Source organism: Sphingobacterium hotanense (assembly GCF_008274825.1).
Lineage (GTDB): Bacteria > Bacteroidota > Bacteroidia > Sphingobacteriales > Sphingobacteriaceae > Sphingobacterium > Sphingobacterium hotanense.
The window spans coordinates 572679-592635 of sequence record NZ_CP030848.1; the positions used below are offsets into that span (position 1 = coordinate 572679).

Annotated in this window: 15 protein-coding genes; 10 read left to right on the forward strand and 5 right to left on the reverse strand. The window is 42.8% G+C overall.

Annotated features, from left to right (window positions below; genetic code table 11):
* The first annotated feature begins 158 nt into the window (after positions 1-158).
* A complete protein-coding gene (locus DSM08_RS02325) occupies positions 159-1184 on the forward strand; it encodes a LacI family DNA-binding transcriptional regulator (protein WP_149524630.1) in 1026 nt (341 codons plus the stop codon).
* Here DSM08_RS02325 and DSM08_RS02330 read toward each other — a convergent pair.
* Positions 1174-2742, reverse strand: coding sequence for an MFS transporter (locus DSM08_RS02330; RefSeq protein ID WP_149524631.1), 1569 nt, complete (start codon positions 2740-2742; stop codon positions 1174-1176). The two genes, DSM08_RS02325 and DSM08_RS02330, sit on opposite strands and share 11 nt — an antisense overlap.
* Positions 2743-3090: 348 nt before the next feature.
* Between DSM08_RS02330 and kduI the strand changes: the two genes are divergently transcribed.
* From kduI to DSM08_RS02355, 5 genes are all read left to right on the forward strand, one after another.
* The gene (gene kduI / locus DSM08_RS02335; protein WP_149524632.1) at positions 3091-3936 is read left to right on the forward strand and encodes a 5-dehydro-4-deoxy-D-glucuronate isomerase; all 846 of its coding nucleotides are present in this window, start codon (positions 3091-3093) and stop codon (positions 3934-3936) included.
* Between the two features lies 1 nt (position 3937).
* A complete protein-coding gene (locus tag DSM08_RS02340; RefSeq protein WP_149524633.1) occupies positions 3938-5056 on the forward strand; it encodes a DUF4861 family protein in 1119 nt (372 codons plus the stop codon).
* 6 nt (positions 5057-5062) lie between these two features.
* A complete protein-coding gene (locus DSM08_RS02345) occupies positions 5063-5833 on the forward strand; it encodes an SDR family oxidoreductase (RefSeq protein ID WP_149524634.1) in 771 nt (256 codons plus the stop codon).
* A gap of 378 nt (positions 5834-6211) precedes the next feature.
* Complete coding sequence (locus tag DSM08_RS02350; RefSeq protein WP_149524635.1) at positions 6212-9337, forward strand: SusC/RagA family TonB-linked outer membrane protein; 3126 nt, start codon at positions 6212-6214, stop codon at positions 9335-9337.
* A gap of 16 nt (positions 9338-9353) precedes the next feature.
* The gene (locus DSM08_RS02355; RefSeq protein ID WP_149524636.1) at positions 9354-10859 is read left to right on the forward strand and encodes a RagB/SusD family nutrient uptake outer membrane protein; all 1506 of its coding nucleotides are present in this window, start codon (positions 9354-9356) and stop codon (positions 10857-10859) included.
* Between the two features lie 186 nt (positions 10860-11045).
* On the opposite strand, the gene DSM08_RS02360 is transcribed toward DSM08_RS02355, so the two are convergent.
* Entirely contained in the window at positions 11046-11537 is a 492-nt protein-coding gene (locus tag DSM08_RS02360) for a hypothetical protein (RefSeq protein WP_149524637.1), read from the reverse strand.
* 61 nt (positions 11538-11598) lie between these two features.
* The gene (locus DSM08_RS02365) at positions 11599-12009 is read right to left on the reverse strand and encodes a hypothetical protein (protein WP_149524638.1); all 411 of its coding nucleotides are present in this window, start codon (positions 12007-12009) and stop codon (positions 11599-11601) included.
* Between the two features lie 400 nt (positions 12010-12409).
* Here DSM08_RS02365 and DSM08_RS19105 point away from each other — a divergent pair, with 400 nt between their 5' ends.
* Entirely contained in the window at positions 12410-13633 is a 1224-nt protein-coding gene (locus DSM08_RS19105; protein WP_223110857.1) for a LuxR family transcriptional regulator, read from the forward strand.
* An 86-nt stretch (positions 13634-13719) separates the two neighbouring features.
* Here DSM08_RS19105 and DSM08_RS02375 read toward each other — a convergent pair whose 3' ends face one another.
* A complete protein-coding gene (locus tag DSM08_RS02375; RefSeq protein WP_149524639.1) occupies positions 13720-14007 on the reverse strand; it encodes a hypothetical protein in 288 nt (95 codons plus the stop codon).
* Between the two features lie 146 nt (positions 14008-14153).
* On the opposite strand from DSM08_RS02375, the gene DSM08_RS02380 reads away from it, so the two are divergent.
* The 3 genes from DSM08_RS02380 (at position 14154) to DSM08_RS02390 (ending at position 18081) form a co-directional block, all read left to right on the forward strand.
* Positions 14154-16874, forward strand: coding sequence for a DUF5916 domain-containing protein (locus DSM08_RS02380; RefSeq protein ID WP_223110858.1), 2721 nt, complete (start codon positions 14154-14156; stop codon positions 16872-16874).
* 208 nt (positions 16875-17082) lie between these two features.
* Positions 17083-17301 carry a hypothetical protein gene (locus DSM08_RS02385; protein ID WP_149524640.1) on the forward strand — a complete coding sequence of 73 codons (219 nt, stop codon included), beginning with the start codon at positions 17083-17085 and terminating at the stop codon, positions 17299-17301.
* A 351-nt stretch (positions 17302-17652) separates the two neighbouring features.
* Entirely contained in the window at positions 17653-18081 is a 429-nt protein-coding gene (locus DSM08_RS02390; RefSeq protein WP_246172413.1) for a cold-shock protein, read from the forward strand.
* 283 nt (positions 18082-18364) lie between these two features.
* Here DSM08_RS02390 and DSM08_RS02395 read toward each other — a convergent pair whose 3' ends face one another.
* Positions 18365-19243, reverse strand: coding sequence for a DUF72 domain-containing protein (locus DSM08_RS02395; RefSeq protein ID WP_149524641.1), 879 nt, complete (start codon positions 19241-19243; stop codon positions 18365-18367).
* Between the last annotated feature and the right edge of the window lie 714 nt (positions 19244-19957).

Below are 19957 nucleotides of genomic sequence, written 5' to 3' on the forward strand. Positions count from 1 at the left end.
GGCTTGCATAGGAGAAGCAGGCCAAAAGTCACCCATTGCCGTTATAGAAATATATTTACTATTTTAGTCAAAGGAGAGCAGCTAAAAAAACTAGTACTTTTATTCATGCACTGGTTGTTTCAGCAGGCCTAAATTGATTTAAAAGGAAGTAAGCGACGATGAGTAATATCACCTTGAAGGAATTGGCAAAAAAGTTGGGGATTTCGATATCTACGGTATCGAAAGCCTTGAACGATAGTTTTGAAATTAGTGATGAAACGAAGCAACGCGTTCGTGATATGGCTGATGAATATGACTATCGACCAAATATCCTGGCGAAAAGCCTAAAAACGGGGCGCAGCAATACTATCGCGGTTATTATTCCCTATCTGGCAAATCCATTTCAGTCGCAGATTCTTGAGGGCGCTCAGCAGGCGGCCTATGAGCGTAATTACAAGCTGGTTTTTATGCAAAGTAGGGAGAATGCCGACTTGGAGCGCGACTCGTTGCGCACCTTACATCAACAGAATATCGATGGCGTGATCATAACGCCTTCCGCAAACAGCGATCTGAAATACCTCAAGCAGTTTCATCAAAATTGTCCTCTAGTTTTGGTCGATCGTATAGACTTTGAACTGGATACATTCAAGATTGGCGTTAATAATGAAAAAGGCGCTTTCGACGCTACGCAGCATCTTATCGATATGGGAAGAAAGGATATTGTGGTGCTTTGTGGGATGAATATTGGCGTGAGTCAGAAGCGAATTGCTGGATATAAGAAGGCTTTGTTGGCTAATTACATACCCGAAAAGGTAGAAAACATTATTCAAGTGGATTACGGTCAATCCCGTGAGGATTTGATAAAAAACCTGACCAATATCCTAGCAACGAAACTCAAAGAACATAAGGGGCCTATCGGTCTTTTGGGTACAACGGATACGCTTACCGTCAGTGCCCTTGGTATTCTTTCAAAGTTAGGTGTTTCCGTCCCGGAGCAGGTTGCGGTTATTGGTTTTGCAAATACGGAAGTTGCGGAGTCGCTCAATCCTTCTCTCTCGACGATTATTCAGCCGGCATTTGATATCGGCTATAAGGGAGTGGAGAAGTTAATAGAATTAGTCGAGTCGAAAAACCGCTCACAGGTTGATTTCGACACGACCATATTGGATACCACGATTATACCCCGTCGCTCTTCTACAGCTTAACAGGTTTCATTCTAGGTACTAATATTTTCATAATACACCAAGCGATCAAGTACGCGACAGCACAAAAGGTAAAGATGATCATATAACCTTTATCAATCCCGTTTACTACCGTCTGGCCTTGTGCAGCCAACTGCTTTAAGAATTCTTCAATATTTGCGACACCCTGTTGCTCAAAGAAAGCTTTCTTACTCTCCACATTGGCCAGTTCCGGGAATCGAGTTACTAGGTTTTCACCATTCACTTGGCTCCAGTTGGTTTCGGCATGGTCAAACAGCTTTCCAGAATAAATATTGATGAAAAATGATCCCAAACCACCTGCTAATCCACCAATTCCGGTAACCGTTGCAATGGCTTTCTTAGGGAACATATCGCCGACTGTCGAGAAGATATTTGCCGACCAAGACTGGTGAGCTGCTGCTCCAACTCCGATTAATAAAACCGGAATCCAGAAAGATATATGTCCGTAAGGCTGTGCAAGCAATACCACTAATGGGAAGAACGCAAAGATCAACATAGCGCGCATACGTCCGGCGTATGCATTCATCCCTTTATTGATAAAATAAGAAGGTAGCCAACCACCTATAATGGACAGCATTGTGATGCTATACAATACAAAAAGGGCTAACTGACCATTCAAATCGGATGATTTGATGCCATAAACTGAACTTAGGTAGGCAGGCATCCAGAACAAGTAGAACCACCATACGCCGTCGGTCATAAACTTACCAATAGCGAATGCCCATGTTTGTTTATGTTTCAAACAGTTCATGATTGTTACTTTACCGGTCGGAACCGCATCCGCAGTTGTTGCTTGCTGCGCTTCCAAAATATCATCCTGCTGTATATAACTTAATTCTGCTTCGTTTACTTTAGGGTGTACCTCGGGCTTATCGTACATGTAGATCCAAAAGCCCATCCATACGAATCCAAGCGCACCGATAATAATAAAAGACATTTCCCAACCATACCATTTTGCGATAACCGGGATAGAAAGAGGGGCAGCAAGAGCACCGATAGTCGAACCGGCATTGAAAATACTTGTTGCTAATGCTCTGTCTTTTTTCGGGAAATATTCTGCTGTTGTTTTGATCGCGGCAGGGAAGTTTCCAGCCTCACCGATGGCTAATACAAATCGGGCGAAGATAAAGAGTACGACAGACACATTGACTACACGCGCAACATCATGCACGTTGGCAATGGCCTCTTTCGCTCCTTCAAACCCAACGAACCACTCACCGGCAAGGATGCCCGACGTAGCAATGCCACAGTAGGCATGAAGAATCGCACCGACCGACCAGACTCCTATAGCCCATAAGAAGCCTTTCTTGGTGTCCATCCAATCGACAAAACGACCAGCAAAGAGCATCCCCACAGCATAAAATATAGAGAATAGGGCGGTAATTAGTCCGTAGTCATTATTTGTCCAATGAAATTCTGGCGAGATAAAGTCTTTCCATGTGAGCGATAATACTTGTCTGTCCAGGTAATTGATCGTTGTGGCGAAAAATAGCAACGCACAAATGGTCCACCTATATTTTCCTGCTTTCTGTTCGTTCATTAGTTTATGATCTTGGTTAAGTGCTTTAGGCTAAACTGAGCAGGAACCGTTTGATTGTTAGGTTTTGGGTTGTGCTGTCAGACTGACCTACTGGTATAGCGTTTATAATATTCCCAATTTTATTAAATATCTCTGGTATTTGAAAACTTTAGTTACGCTATCGTTTTCGGAGATTAATACGAGCGGTCGTTACGGCCGCTAAGTAGTCACCTGGAAGCCTGAGAAGTGGGGGTAGGAATCGATACTGCATTTCGGGAAATCCTAAGCCTAGTCGAAATCGATTTCGCAGATAAAAGGGCTTATCGCTAATTGTTAGTCCTATATTAATCAAATAAAACAAACTATGTTATGGAAACTACCTTTGAAAGCAGGTATGCTATTGGACCAAATGAAACCAAAACTTTAGACACGAAAGGACTGCGTGAGAACTTTTTAATCGACAGGTTATTTTGGAACGATCGCATTCACTTTGTTTACACACATTTTGACCGTTACATGGCTGGGGGTGCAATGCCGGTCGATCAGAAGTTAAAGCTAGAAACGATAGAACCTCTTTTAAAAGAGGAGTTCTTCTTGAGCCGTCGCGAATTAGGAATCATCAATGTTGGTGGAGCAGGCACAGTAGAGGTGGACGGCGAACAGATCGACTTAGGAACCAAGGAGGCTTTGTATATAGGCAAGGGTGTGAAGGATGTTTACTTCAGCAGTAAGAATGCGGCAGAGCCTGCAAAGTTCTATCTGAATTCTACGCCAGCACATCATAGCTATCCGACGAGGAAAGTGACAAAGGAACAGGCGAATAAGATTGAACTGGGTTCGTTGGAGACTTCCAATCACCGCGTGATCAATCAAATGCTATTGCATACAGTCATCGAAACTTGCCAACTGCAAATGGGGATGACTGAATTGAAGCCGGGTTCCGTGTGGAACACGATGCCTGCGCATACTCACGACAGAAGAATGGAAGTTTACTTCTATTTTGATCTTCCGGAAGGCCAGTCAGTTTCGCACTTTATGGGGCCGGTTGACGAAACTCGCCATATCTGGATGCAGAATGAGCAAGCGGTCATTTCTCCACCATGGTCTATCCACTCGGGTGCAGGCACTAGTAATTATACTTTTATTTGGGGGATGGCCGGAGAGAATATGGATTATGATGATATGGACAAGAGTTCGATAACAGAACTGAGATAATATGAAAAAATTACTCTTGCTATGCTTGATGAGCGCAGGGGCTGTTTACAACAGCTATGCCCAGCAGCATATCTTGGTCTCGAACCCAACGAATCTGAGCCGACAGGAATTGATATCAATCCCTTACGCGAAGTTTCAGCAACATTTTAATTTGGATACCCTTTTTACGGTGAAGGATGCAAGTGGCAATACATTGCCTCACCAAATAGAGAGATTAGGCGGCCAAACGCCGGTGAATGTATTGGTTCAGGTTGCTGTAGCGCCGAAAGAACGCGTCACATTGACGGTAGCTGAAGGTACGCCGACCGCTGTTGTGCCGAACACCTATGCGCGGTATGTTCCTGAGCGGTTTGACGATTTTGCATGGGAGAATGATGTGGTCGCTTTCCGAATGTATGGCAAGGCATTAGAGGGACGTAAGGATGACGCGCAGGGTATGGATTATTGGGCAAAGCGCACCGATCAGCTGATAATCAATAAGTGGTATAAAACTGATGACTACCATAAAGACCACGGCGAAGGAATGGACTACTATTCGGTAGGACAAACGCTAGGAGCTGGGGATGTTGCTCTATACTTCAATGATGATGTGAAATATACCAAACATTACCGTCGGTATCAGGTATTAGACAATGGTCCGCTGCGTACGACCTTTCGTTTAGAGTTTGATCCTGAAGAGGTCGAAGGGCAGCAGATTAGCCTGAGCAAAACCATCAGTTTGGATGCGGGTAGTCATTTCAATAAGATTGCCTTGCATTTTAATAACTCCTCCAATAAATCGACTCCAATTGCGATTGGAATAGTAAAGAGAAAGGAAGAGAATCCTTTGTTGACAGTGGGGAAAGGCAATAATTCTTTAGCTTATTGGGAGCCTGAAATTAATGCAAGCGGGCGTACCGGTGTTGCGGTTATTGTGCCTAATCAAAAGGTTAGATACAATAATAATCGTCCGGAGCAAGCTTTGCTGATCAGTTCGGCGAAAAGCGGGAATGACTTTGTCTACTACAATGGAGCTGCATGGGATCGTGCGGGGAAAATAACCAATGCAGAGGCTTGGAATAAAGTGGTTGAGGAGTATAAGAATAAATTGAAGAAACCTTTGAAGGTAGTTTTAAAATAAGAAATAATGAGTGTTTTGAATACGTTTGATTTAAAGGGTAAAGTAGCTATTGTTACGGGTTGTAAACGTGGTATTGGAAAGGCTATGGCCGAGGGTTTAGCGGAAGCAGGAGCGGATATCATTGGTGTTTCGGCATCGTTGGAATTGGAAGGTTCGGCAGTGCAAAAGTCTATCGAGGGTTTGGGAAGAAAGTTCTACGCCTATCAATGTGATTTTGCGAACAGAGAGTCGCTTTATGCATTCATCAAGCAGGTTAAACAAGATCATCCAACCATTGATATCTTATTCAACAACGCTGGAAATATCCTGCGTAAGCCTGCGGCTGAACATCCGGATGAGTATTGGGATGAAATCATTGAAATCAACCAGAATGCGCAGTTTATCCTGACTCGTGAAATAGGTAAGGATATGGTTGCTCGAGGCTCCGGGAAGATTGTGTTCACGGCTTCTTTGCTTTCTTTCCAAGGCGGGATCAATGTACCTGGTTATGCAGCATCGAAAGGAGCAATTGCTTCACTTACGAAGGCATTTGCCAACGAATGGGCTAGCAAGGGCGTAAATGTCAATGCAATTGCCCCAGGATACATTGCGACCGATAATACTGAAGCTTTGCGCAATGATGCTAATCGTTCGGCATCGATTTTAGATCGTATTCCTGCAGGTCGTTGGGGAGAGGCGGAGGATTTTAAAGGTCCGGCGGTATTCCTTGCTTCTAAAGCAGCAGACTATGTTCACGGTACTATTTTAACTGTTGATGGCGGTTGGATGGGTAGATAATACCCGTGCTAAAAATATACAACCAAGAAGCTTCAGGTTATATCATCAACCTGAAGCTTCCTTAACACCTTCTCGCGAGAGAACATGATTATTCCTATCGCCTGTATTATTCTAGGAAGGGATATAATCGATGCTCAATAGATAACTGCATATTGTTATCAATTGGCTTCAACCTTTATAAACTTTTGACGTACATTGGTACAGTCGATCTCCACACTAACCATAGGGAGACTTAAGTAAAAAATATACGTATTGGATTTTAGAATTCAGGGTTCCGCAGGTCACCGTGTGCTTTGTTGGTCTTGTCATTCTGGCTCCATACTATAATAAATAACCTATATAAACTATTAATGAGTTAACCATTTTAAACAAAAAATCATGTACAAAAATTATGATGTACGGCCGGGCCTTAATGGTTTGGCGTCCAGAAGGATGAATGGCAAGATTCTGTCCATCATCGCCTCGTTTTTGGTGATGGGTGGTACACAAGCGCACGCGCTCGTTCCTTCAACAGAGAGCAGTATCCACAAGAGTATTTCTAAGCAATCAACAGTAAACGGGCGAGTGACTGATGGCGGATCTCCGGTTCAAGGGGTTTCCGTAACGGTGAAAGGTGTTGCCGGATCAGGCACGACGACCAATGCTAACGGTGAGTTCAGCGTTCAGGTGGATAACCAGAATGCAACGTTAGTCTTTACGATGGTTGGTTTTACAACACAAGAAGTTCCATTGCGCGGACAAAGCAATGTGAATGTTAGTTTAGTTTCTACCGATACAGATATCGAGCAGGTAGTTGTAATCGGATATGGTACCCAAAAGAAGAGCGATTTAACGGGTTCTGTCTCTTCGGTAGGATCGGAGAAAATCAATGCTTTTCCATTAGCTGGAACAGCGCAAGCATTACAGGGGCGTGCTCCTGGGGTATCGGTATCCAGTATCAACGGCGAGCCTGGACGGGCGCCGCGCGTTCGCGTTCGTGGAGGAACTTCCATCAACGCAAGTTCTGATCCTCTATATGTAGTGGATGGCTTCCCCGGCAGTACTCCGCCGGCACCTGAGGATGTGGAGTCGATAGAGATTCTGAAGGATGCTTCGGCAACTGCAATCTATGGTTCGCGTGGCGCGAATGGTGTGATCATGATTACAACGAAGAAGGGTAAGATCGGAAAGCCTATGGTGGAGTTCAACAATTCCATCGCCACACAACAAGTCGGGAAGCGATTAGATCTGTTGAACGCATCGGAATTTGGAGCCTACATCAACGATGTTTATGTGAATGGCGGCAATAATAATATTCCTTTTCCTAATCCGGAGTCATTAGGTGAAGGTACGGATTGGCAGGATCTGGTTTTCCGAAATGGAAATCTATTGAGTAATCAATTATCGGTATCCGGTGGGTCTGATAATATCCGTTATTACACGTCAGTCAATCATTATGGACAAAAAGGTACGGTGATAGAATCGGATTACCGCCGTTTCTCAGGGACTTCGAATCTGGATATGAAGGTGAATGACCGCATCAAGATCGGTACACGTTTGCTATTTAACAGAAGTATATTAAACGGCGTGAGAACACAAGAGAGCAGTAGTGGTACGACTGCTGCAGGTGTTATCTCGGGGGCTTTACGTTTCGAACCTACGCAGGGCATCTTTGACGACGCAGGAAACTATACCTTAAAGAAGTTTGGGGATCCACATGATAACCCTGTTGCGGCAGCCAGAGAGCGCGCTAATGAAGTGAAAACCGACTTGTTCCAGGGGAATGGTTATCTGGAGCTTACTTTATTAAAGGATTTAATCTTCCGCAGTATGGTGGGATTACAGGTTAGCAACCAGCGTACCGGTAATTACGTGTCAAAGCGACTGGTGGAAGGACGTAACTTTGGAGGTATTGGTTCCATCGCTGCTCATAAGAATACAAACGTAATCAGCGAGAATTATTTGAACTATAATCTGAAGATCAACGAGGCGAATAATTTAGATGCAATGGTTGGTTACTCTTATCAAAGTTCAAGAAACGAGTCATGGCAAGCAAACAATCGGAACTTTATTTCCGACAGCTTCTCATATTGGAACTTAGGCGCCGGTTCTAATTACCAGAATGCCTCCTCGAATTTAGAAGACTGGATCATGTCTTCTTTCTATGGTCGTATCAACTACAACCTATTGGGAAGATACCTATTCACGGCAACAGGGCGTTACGATGGTTCATCGCGTTTTGGAGAAAACAATAAATGGGCATTTTTCCCGTCGGCAGCCTTCGCATGGAATGTCAGCCAAGAGCCGTTCATGGAGTCGGTCGAAGCGATCTCCAACTTAAAGATCAGAACAAGTTACGGGGAGACGGGTAACTCCGAGATCGGTTCATATCAGTCCTTAGCGCGCTATTCCGCAACCTTGGCGACAATGGGTGGAGTACCTGTCAATGCTGTTCGTCCTACGAACGTTGCCAACCCTAACTTAACTTGGGAAACAACGAAACAAACTGATGCAGGTATCGACATCGGATTCTTGAATAACAAAATCAACCTGACGGTAGATTATTACTACAAGAAAACGATCGACTTACTGTATTCTGTTCCCTTGCCGATCTACTCCGGATACACAGGCTCACTTCAGAACGTGGGTAGTGTTGAGAACAAAGGATGGGAATTTGCATTAGGAACAACGAATATCGATCGCGAATTGAAATGGAATACCGACTTCAATATTACCTTCAACAGAAACAAAATCCTTCAACTGCCGGGTGGCGATATCCGTTATAATACTATTCCTGGGCATATGTTGTCTACCGACTCGCAGATCTTGCGCGAAGGTGAAGTGGTTGGAGCGTTCTACGGTTGGGTATTTGACGGTGTATACCAACAGGGCGATGACTTTAGTCCGCAACCTAGCAAAAAGCCGGGCGACGTGAAGTACCAAGATATCTTTGGGCGCGATGCTTCCAATAACTTGGTTGTCGGCGCTGATGGCAAGATTAACGCAGATGACAGAACAATTATCGGTAATCCTCATCCGGACTTTATCTTCGGTTTTAACAATGACTTCAAATACAAGAACTTCGATCTAAATATCTTCTTCCAAGGGTCTTACGGTAATGACATGTTGAATATTACGCGCATGGAATTAGACTGGATGGCTGGAAAAGGAAATGCAACAAAAGATGCATTGAACCGCTGGACACCAACAAATACCAATACGGATGTGCCACGTGCTAGTGCTTCTAATAATCCGGAAGTATCCTCACGTTGGGTTGAAGATGGTTCTTACCTACGTTTGAAGAACTTAGCATTGGGCTATAATGTTCCCAAAACTGCTATCGGGAAAATCGGGATAGATCAATTGCGGTTATTCGTAAGTGCGCAGAATATCTGGACATGGACCAATTACTCGGGATTTGATCCAGAAGTTAGCTTCCAGGATTCTAACCGGAACATCGGTTTAGACTACATGGGCTACCCGAACATCAAGTCTTTCACATTTGGTATTAATGCAAGGTTTTAATTCGACTCTTTTAATTATGAAAAAGATATTTAAGTTTTTTGTTATCGCTGGTTTATGTGTTGTATCGGCTTCCTGTACGAAGTTGGATGAAGAACCGACCAGCATATTAGTTCCTTCACAGTATTTCAATACAGAAGCCGATGCTGAGGCTGCGGTGATGGGTATATACAGTTTAGTTGCGAACGGAGATGGATATGGGCGTCGTTTAACCATGGTGCTACAATTATTGGGTGATGATATGGACATTGCCGATATCGGTACGCAATCCAGCCGTATTCAGCTCAATAGCTTTAGCCATGACGCTAGTAATCAGGATATCCTTGCGGTATGGCGTACCGCATATTTAGGTATCGGTGCGGCCAATGCGGCAATCGATGGTATTCCGAAAGTGCAGATGGACGAGAAGAAGAAAAATGCGCTTATTGCTGAGGCTAGGGTATTGAGAGCATTGTTTTATTCACATTTAGTACAATTGTTTGGCGATGTACCTTATATGGGTGCTAGCGTTACGGATCCAGCAACAGTAACTGACATTCCGAGAACGAAGGCTGATGAAGTATATGGCCATATGATCGAGGATTGTAAGTTTGGGGTGGCTAATCTGCCCGATACTTATGCAAGTAATAACCGTGCAAGACCTTCGAAAGGTTCAGCACAGACATTATTAGCGTCGATTTACATGATACAAGGGAAGTGGGCTGAGGCCGCGACCGAGGCTGAGGCGGTAATCAAAGCTGCAAGTTCTTATAACTATGCTTTGGTAAGAGACTTCCAAGATCTATGGAAAGCAGACTTGGGTTTCCAATCCGAACACGTATGGGTTGCTGACTTTACGGGAGGTATCACAGGAGAGAACAGTTCAAATGTGGATTATACAGCACCAATGACGGGAGTACGTGATGCTGACATGCAAGGATGGAGCGTATTAGTCCCATCAAATGGGATGTTTGCAAGCTTCTCGGATCAGGATTATCGTAAGAAGATCAGTTACTTGTTAGAAACACCAATAAAGGGTGTTATGACACCGTGGAGTAAGTTCCGTTGGCCTAAGATTCACACCGCGAAGTGGTGCTTATTTCCAGGCAACAATGCAGGCGCTGATGGGGCAGATTCGGATATCAAGCATGTTATCTTCCGTTATGCTGAGGTTTTATTGATGGCTGCCGAAGCAATCAACGAAAGCAAAGGCGGTCCTACGGCGGAAGCTTACAGTTATCTAAACGCTGTTAGAGCGCGAGCGCGCTATACGCCGCAAGGACAACAGGCCTATCCTGCCGATGCGACGGGAATGACACAGGCGCAATTCAGAGCGGCAGTACGCGAAGAGCGTCGTGTAGAACTTGCATTCGAATGGAAGCGATGGTATGATATCAAACGTTGGAATATCGTTGTTGAATCTTTCACAAAACCCGATGCTTTAGAAAAGCAGGCTAACGTGAAAGATCATCATAAACTATTACCGGTGCCGCAAGATGAGATAAATAGAAATCAAAACTTGTTGCCGCAGAATCCGGGGTATTAATACCTAGAAATAAAGTCAGCCTGCATTTAGTTGAATGCAGATATCGATTAAATTATAATGAGAGAAGAAGCTGTCCAATTGGGCAGCTTCTTCTTCATTTTTCAACTTAATAGTGATAATAAAACGCAATCGGGGAGATTGCATACATCTTTCTAATTAACAATTATGGAGAGGATTTTTTGTATTTTAATTATTGCCTAGTATCTTCTTCCTAAGCCCCTTGTTCTCTTGAGGGCGTATGAGCAGGCGATAGCTGTTGCCATTGTTTGCCGACTCAGGATCATTGCTGATAATAACCTGTACTAGCTCTTTGGATTGCGGTCGTATATACGAATTGGTTAATGTGTTATTCTTTCCGACCTCCGTCTTCACCAATCTATAGTCTGCTTTCTTCAGCTCATCGAGCGTCTGCTCGTAAAAAGCAGGTTCTGATAGCTCGAGGAATATCCTATTCTTGCTCATGTTTTTGACATGGATAGTCCCTAAGAGATGCCCTTGCGCATTCCTGTAGATTACGGAGTCCTGCTTGAGGTCATCATCTCTCCAAGTACTATAGAGCGAGAATCCTTTTTGATATAGGACATTTTGGACTTCTGCGACAGCCTTGCTGCGTAAGCTCTTCAATTCTGATAAACTGATTTCCTGAGCTTGAGTCGCAGCGAGCGGGAATATCATCATGCATATTAGAACTGGAAGTAGATGTCGCATACAGAACAATCGGTATCTTTTTAAATTCAATTTATACGCCTGTTGGGTTATGTTTCAACTTGTTTTCCATATCGATATACTCGCTATCGCTCTTCAATCTGTATGACTTAGCACGGACGGTCACCTTGAATTTCTTTCTTTTCTGATCTACGATATAACGTGGGTTAAGTACGCCGTCAGCGCCATTTTCAATCGCTTGTCTTTCTGCAGCAAGGAGAGCTGCTTGCTTCAATTGCTCAAGTGTATAGCGCTTAAACTGTTTTTTGTTTTCCACCGTAAAGATTGCATCCTTGTCCAAGATCGTATACTCGTTACGCTTTAACGTATTGCTGATTTGTGTCGTTTGCGAGTTGATGCTATTCTCTATGTTTTTTGAAGATCCACAAGAACCGAAAAACAGGCCAGACACTGCTATTGCTAGCATATACTTAAATGATTTCATGATGAAAATTGAATTAGATTAATAAATATTTCGATGCAAAAATGCGTCATTTCTAAAATTGATGGGAAATAAGCATAGGGTAGTTTGGCGTGTAGTTTTGCACTAATCTTGGAGTAGGGGGAGATGCTTACCCTGCGGGTAGTGGTTGCTAAGTGATTTTAGGCGAGGACGATAGCTGGTTCCTGTATTGGCGTTAGGGTTTGTGTGGAATAGAAATGAATCGCCAAAACTTTCTGTAATCGACCAATGAAATTGTAGCAATGGAGGATTTGTTTCTAAAAAAGCCTTCCAAATACTCGGGAATTAAGGTATTTTTGTTGTTAACATCTATTATTATCCTACGAAAAACAAGCAATAGCATCTACGGCAAACGCTCATTTTCGACTATCTTATTTCAATAATGCGAAAGGCTTTATTAGTATTTTTTACCCTTTTTTGCGGTCTGTTTTTACATGGACAGTCGATCGATCCCTTACAGCTGAAGCGTAAGATCGCTAAGCTGAACGACCAGCATCAGTATGATAAATCTATTCTCTATCTCGAAGAAATCCTTAGCAGTGAGGACGCCACGGCTTATGATCGTTTTCATGTCTATGTGCAAAAATCGTTGACCTATAAGCGTCTTTTCAATTATACGGTCACCTTGAATAATCTGGATCTAGCTCTTTTGGAGGCAGAGCGCGACAGTTTACATGCTGACGAAATAAAAAGCAGAGTTTTGATCGAACGTCTTTTCGTGTATTTCGATCTACAACGCTATGATGAGTTTGATAAGTTACTGGAGATGATTACGCCTAAGCATCTACAACATGTCGATCAGGAGACTGTCGCTATTTATACGAGTATCCTTGGGATATTAGCGATGCGCGAAGGTCATTATGAGGAGGCTGAAGTTCAGCTAAACCGGGCAATCGCGCTGTTGCAGAAAGAGAGTCCTAAAGATTTGCCAAATGTTTACCGTGTCAAAGTAGCCCTATATGGTAAAATGGGGCGGCATGCAGATGCTATTGAGGCATACGAAAAAGGATTGGCCTATGCGGAGCAATATAAAATGGATCTCTATCGTATCATTATGTACGAAACAATCACTACATATTACAAGGAGCTGGGAGATTATAAAAATGCTTTTCATTATCAGCTAAAGGTTAGCGAGACGCGTACTAAATATAATGCTAACAATGTTAGCGGGGTATTGACGGAGCTGGAGAAGGAACTCTTGCAGCAGCGCAAGAATATGGAAGTGGAATATGAAAAATCATATAAAGCCTATCTGCTTATTATTGGTGGAATCTTGTTATTGCTGATTATTACGTTGGTGAGGCTCTTGATTGTAAGTTTACAGAAGCGCGTATTGGTCGAGCGGGAAAATAATCATATACGTAATGAAATTGAGAAGTTGACTAATGAGCGCAACGAGCTTGGAATAAAAAGAATCGATATAGCTTCAGTAGGGTTAACCGAGCGGCAGCAGGAGATCATTAAATTGGTGCAGCAAGGAATGACGAACAAGCAAATTGGTGATACGCTATTTATATCTGAAAATACCGTTAAATATCATCTCAAACAGATTTACGAGATTCTTGGTGTGGAGAGTAGAACCGATTTAAAGCGATCTACCCTGTAAGAAAGATTGCTAAAACTCAAAAATAGCCCTCTCCATTGAAAAGTCTTTTTTTGACCGTTCAATAGGAAAGGGCTGCATGCAACAACTCAATTTAGTTTTTCATAGCTGCTAGGGCCGTTCTCTTGCTTGCTCGTCATGGTTTTTCTTCTTGGCACTTCGCATGCGCCCGACGAACAGGTGTTTATATTCAATATTGGCAATAGGGTGAAAAGCGCACCTAAGCCTGCTATCAGCCAATGTGAAGCCATCACTCCCTGAATGGTGATAACCACCCCCATAGCCAATCGAAGCAACCTGATCACATTCCAACTTCTTAAATAATTCATATTCTCGTCCTTTCTTTTATCAACAAAATAGCCATCTTCTTCTTTCAAAGATATCCGCTTAGCATAAACATATCGGTAACCTGAGTTACATAGGCTACCGATTAAAGGAGAAGCATTCGGTTTAACGTAATTTTTAGGGGATGATATTTAAAGCGATACTATGCCTTTTTTCTCATTGTTGTTACCATAAAAACATGCGCTTATTTTTTAATACATTTGATACCAACAACAAAACCTACATCGCCTTGAAGAATATAGTAACAGGAACTGCGCTTTTATCGCTCGTTTGCCTAGCAACAATTGGACGCGCTCAGGATGAAAGAAAAGAAGTAGTTACCTTTGAAGACGCCTACAAGCGAACCTATCATATCAGTAAAATAGATAGCCAAAAGCCACAGATTGACGGCAAGCTCGACGAGGATATCTGGCAGAACCGAGGTATGTGGTCGGAGAAATTCTCTCAGGTTATTCCTTTCGAGCGCGTGCATACCAATTCGTGGACACGCGTCAAGTTGTTTTACGACGATCAGAATATCTATGTCGGTGTTTACTGTAAAGATGAACATCCTGAGACGATGAATGCGTTTATTGGGAATCGCGACGATAACAGCAATGGCGATTTGATCAGTATTGCCTTCGATACCTATCATGACTATCGGGTTGCTCCGGAGTTCAATATCAATCTTGGTGGAAATAAAACGGATTTAACGGTAACTGATAAGCTGTCGGTCAACCTCAGCTGGAATGCAGTATGGGAGGGGAGGACGCATATCAATATGCAGGACTCTTCCTGGACGGCAGAGCTTCGGATACCGTTTAGTCAACTTCGCTACAATCAAGAGAACGAGGATGGGGTATGGGGGCTGCACGTCCGCCGAATTATCCGTAGAAATAATGAGGTACAGAACTGGAGTTTAATTCCTATAAAAAATAACGGGCATGTCTTTTCCTTTGGAGAGATGCATGGCATGACGGATCTTCCGAAGCCTAGAGGGATCGAGTTTCTGCCCTATGCGATGACAAAATATGTAAATGAACCGAAGATTCCGAATAGTCCTTTCCAGAAAGGACAGAAGTTTCACGTGAATGCGGGGCTGGACGCGAAGTTCTCTTTGAGCGACTATACCTTGGATATGACCATCAATCCCGATTACGGGCAGGTGGAACTCGATCCTTCGGTTATGAACTTGACGGCATACGAGGTTTTCTATGATGAAAAGCGCCCATTTTTCTTAGAAGGGAAACATATTTTGGAATTTGACAACAACGAGCGGGGAATGATGTTCTATTCACGTCGTATCGGTGCAATGCCTTCCTACAAACCACAAGGAATAGACAATATAGAAAACTTCGCCAGTACTCCTAGCTTTATTCCAATTTTAGGCGCTCTTAAGCTGACGGGAACCAACAAAAATGGGCTAACCGTAGGCTTGCTGGAGAGTATCACAGGCAAAACACAATCGCAGACCTCGAGAAAAGGCGTACGCGGAGAGGAACTGACCGAGCCGCTGACAAATTACACCGTCGCCAGGTTGCAGAAGAATTGGGACGGAAATACGCTTTTTGGCGGGATGATTACTTCCGTGAACCGAAAGCTGGATGAGGATCATCTAAAAGAGGCGCTAGTAGAGAATGCCTTTACCGCCGGATTGGATTTTACCCAGTATTTCAATAAGCGATTGTATTATATCGACGCCAAGGCGATGTATAGCACCTTAAACGGCTCCGCTAGCTCGATATTGATGAAGAAACGTAACGCCACGCATTATTATCACCGGGCCTCGAGTATCGATTATCTTGATTTGGATCCAACGGCAACTACGCTCGCCGGTACCGGGGGGTATGTGAAGGCCGGAAAAAAAGGAAATGCACAATGGAATTATTCGCAAACGTTTAACTGGTCTTCCCCAGGCTTCGATCTGAACGACGTTGGCTATAACAAAGAGTCGGATTACATGCTTAACGAATCGGAGGTCGCCTTCCGCAAGACCGATCCTTGGGGGCCATTTCGATTTGCAGGTATCAACCTGACCCAAAAGAATATCTGGAATTTTGGTGGGCAGGCAATCAATAATGATGTCGCTCTTCGTTTTCGGAGCTTAAGTACTGTTCATCGTTTTGAAATGGACGTGAAAGAGACCTTCAGCTGGAATACGGTGGATAGCCGTAGGCTACGAGGCGGTCCGGATATGCGCTATGGATCTAACTTCGAAACGAATGTCGATTTGAGTACGGACCGTGCCAAGCGCGTGGTTTTTAAAATTCTTTACAACGGGCGGCATTATCTCGAAGAGAAAACAGCTTACAATACTCTACAGCCTAGTTTTATCTTCCGAATCGGCAATCATGTGAAGCTGACCACGCAATTCAACTATGCCAATAATACCGATGAACTGCAATATGTGAACACTGTTGCGGCTAGCGATGGTAACGAGGAGAGCACGGAATATGTATTAGGACGAATGAAACAACGTACCTATGGTATCACGATGAACATGCAAGTGAACCTGACCCCTGATATTTCTATACAATATTATGGTTCCCCTTTTACATCGACTGCAAAATATGATCGATTTAAAACCGCACTGGATACCCGATCGCATAATTACGCGGAACGTTTCTCGGGCATTGCGGATCAGGAAATCACGGCAGGAGATGGTAACTATGCGGTGCTAAAAGATGGCAAGTCGTTTAGTTTTAAAGACCCGAACTTTAGCTTCAATGAGTTTCGTTCGAATTTAGTTGCCCGTTGGGAATACAAGCCAGGGTCGACGGTTTATCTGGTTTGGGAGCACAATCGATCAAGACAAGATCCTCGCTATTACCCAACATGGGGAAACAACATCGATCGCATGTTCGGATTCCAAGGAGTCAACACACTGATGTTGAAGATGAACTATTGGTTTGCGCTGTAATGTGAAAAACCGTGTTAATGCTGTTAAAACAAGTGTTTATTACGGTTTTTTCACAATTATTTGTAAGTCAGCAATTTAGTTGTTAAATTGTAGGTAGAAATAATTGGCAAATTGCCTGTCAGGTATTGCGAATCTCCATTCGCTAGAGCGGGTTATCTTAGTCAATCGAATTATCATCAATTACATATTAAATAGGAGGACTAACATCATGGACAGCTTAAAATTCGAAATCAGCACCGCCACGCAGCAGCAGCTGCAAAGAGTTCAAGAAGTATTAAACGACGTAAGTTCTATCGATGAATGGCAAATTGCCCCCTATGTTGACGGCTATTTGGTGTCCCTCAAAGGCATCAATATGCAAATTGCCAACATCTTGACTTGTATTTCTGCACTAGGCCTGGATGCAGAACGATTGTATGAGGAGTAATAGCCATCCCACCGTTAACAAAACTCCATTTACCTTTTAAACAGCTTCTGTTTATTGAAACAAAGTACTTATTGGAAGTGCCGTTATACTCATAATACGAATAGAAATGATGGAACTTATGCTGTTATAGAGGCGCTGAATGTTACATTGAAAATACGCTTGTACCTTCGTTTTAAAGAAGAAGAATCTGTAGGTTTAGGCAGCCGTCTCCGTGGTAGTATTTACTTGATAAATTGCGTAATATTTCGTATCTTTGACATATTCACAAAGGATCATAACTCTTATATCCAAGGCACATCTCCCTTCTTAAGATATTAATCTTCCTTATTTATTCACCCTTAATACTATTTAATGGCTAAAAGTCAACTCACATTTAAGAAAAAAGAAACTGCAAAGAAGAAGCTTCAGAAGAAGCAAGAAAAACAAGAACGAAGAGAAATCAATAAGTCGAACAATAATAAGGGCAAAGCTCTTGAAGAAATGTTTGCTTACGTGGACGAGTATGGAAATATTTCTGATACTCCGCCATCGCAACCTTACAAATTCAAAGAAGAAGACCTTCAGCGTCCAGCTGACCCGACGGAAGAATACCATTTCGGAAAAGTGTCTTTCTACAACGAAGTAGGTCACTATGGTTTTATCCGTGACAACGAAACGCGAGAAACCGTTTATTTTAATGACAACTTAGCGGGTATGGTATTGAACCTTAACCAAGCGGTTAAATACAAATACGCGCGTTCTAAGCAAGGAAATCAAATTACGGAAGTAGAGAAGATTTAATCTTTACTTTCCTACGAGATAAATTAGAAGCTGCCCAAAAGGGCGGCTTCTTCTCGTTTATATGGATTTTGTTTACCGCTTTTCCCTATCCTCTTTGAGACTTGGTCGACTCAAACCCAATGTAAAGCCCTTTCAAACCCAATACAAACCCCAATCAGAAGCCTTTCCGAGCGGCTATGATATGGGTTTTAATTTAATATAGGTGGGGAGTGAGTTATTCAAGGTCAGACCTTAGTTATTAGATCATAGCATGTCAACACTTCTTTTTCTGAAGGGTGACTTATTATCCTTTTTTATTTGGCTTTTCGGGAATGTGCAGCTTGGTGCCAAGCTTCTGATTTAGTTGCTTTATAAAATGAGTGGCTAACATGGGAGATTCGATTTCCATTCGCTCATGGATGAAAAAATAAAGATTCTGTAAGCCTCCTTTTTTCCATTCTGCAATCTTATCGACCCACTCGTCGAGACGGGTATAATCAGATGGGTGATTTGCTCCGACATAGCGTATAAATGCCGTGGGGGTCGTTAATCGCATATGCAACATATCGCGACGACCGGGCGTGTCAACAATGATGTTGGTCGTTTTATTTTTCTCTAGCAACTTGTAAAGTTTCTCCGCATTTTCAGGCTCAAACCATTCTTCATTTCGAACTTCCACCGCCAATGGATATCCTTTTGGGAATGTTTCTACGAAGCGTTCAACGCGGTCAAAATCCTTCGGTTTGAAGTTGTTTATCATCTGTAAGAACGCCATCCCGAGTTTCTCTTCAAACAGTACAGTGGAATCTACAAAAGCCTCAAGTTTTTCTTCGAAATTCAGGAGTCGACCGTAGTGGGATATGGACTGCGTTATCTTTGGGAAGAATTTAAAGCCATTCGGGGTTTTGTTTTTCCAAGTTTCCACCTGCTCCTTGGTTGGCGATTTGTAGAACGTAGCATTCATTTCGATGGAATTGAACTGTGTAGCGTAGTAAGTCAGCTCGTCTTTTGTGCCGCGTGGATAGAATCCTTTCAGGTCGCTGCGGTTCCATTTTGCGCAACCTACGTATACGGCCAGGGGTTTCTTGCTTTTATGCTTTTTTAGTAGGGCAAGCGTTTCCTTTAGGGTTTCGGGGAGTTTGAAGTCGATGGATGAGGGGTCTGCTACTTGTCCGAATTTCATTGTTGATGATGTTTATGGAGGTGTTTTTTAATTAACAATGTTATCAGGAGAATGTTGAGCGGGGAGGGATAAATAATTCGAGAGAGGGATTGAGGAGGAATGCGCATTGGGGTGTTTTTGCGTATTTTAAGTGTGGAGAAGAAGTTCATGGTAGCTTTGTTGCGGAAGAATATTGGCGTTTGGATGTTGATTAACGTGGGTAGCAAAAATCGAAGTAAGTGTTAATATAAATTGCTTCTAAATTCTGCGAGCGTGGTTTTAGTCACCTTGCCGGACTTTGCCTCCTTTATTGCCTTTTCAGTATCTTTACTATAACGTGGTTCTTCATGCTTTACAAAAGCGAGTGTTTTAAGGTATTCAATGAATTCTTTTGCGTGCTACGGGGATCTATTTTTATAGTGATTTCCAGATCCACATATTTTATTAATACTATCCCAAAGTTACTGAAAAATTAAAATGCTCGCTATCGGCTGGGAAAGAAAAGAAAGCACCGCATGAAACATATAAACATTTAAGATATAAATTCATTTTCTCCCAAAATATCGTTATTTGGAATTTTCGATCATGACTGATGGTGACATTACAAGACATAAAAAAAAGCGACTTTTTCAAGTCGCTTTTCGTAGCCCGTAGGGGAATAACACACTTCGGGTAATAGTTTATTTATCAGTTCTTTACAAACTCACCTTTTCCTAACTCACCGAATCACTCACT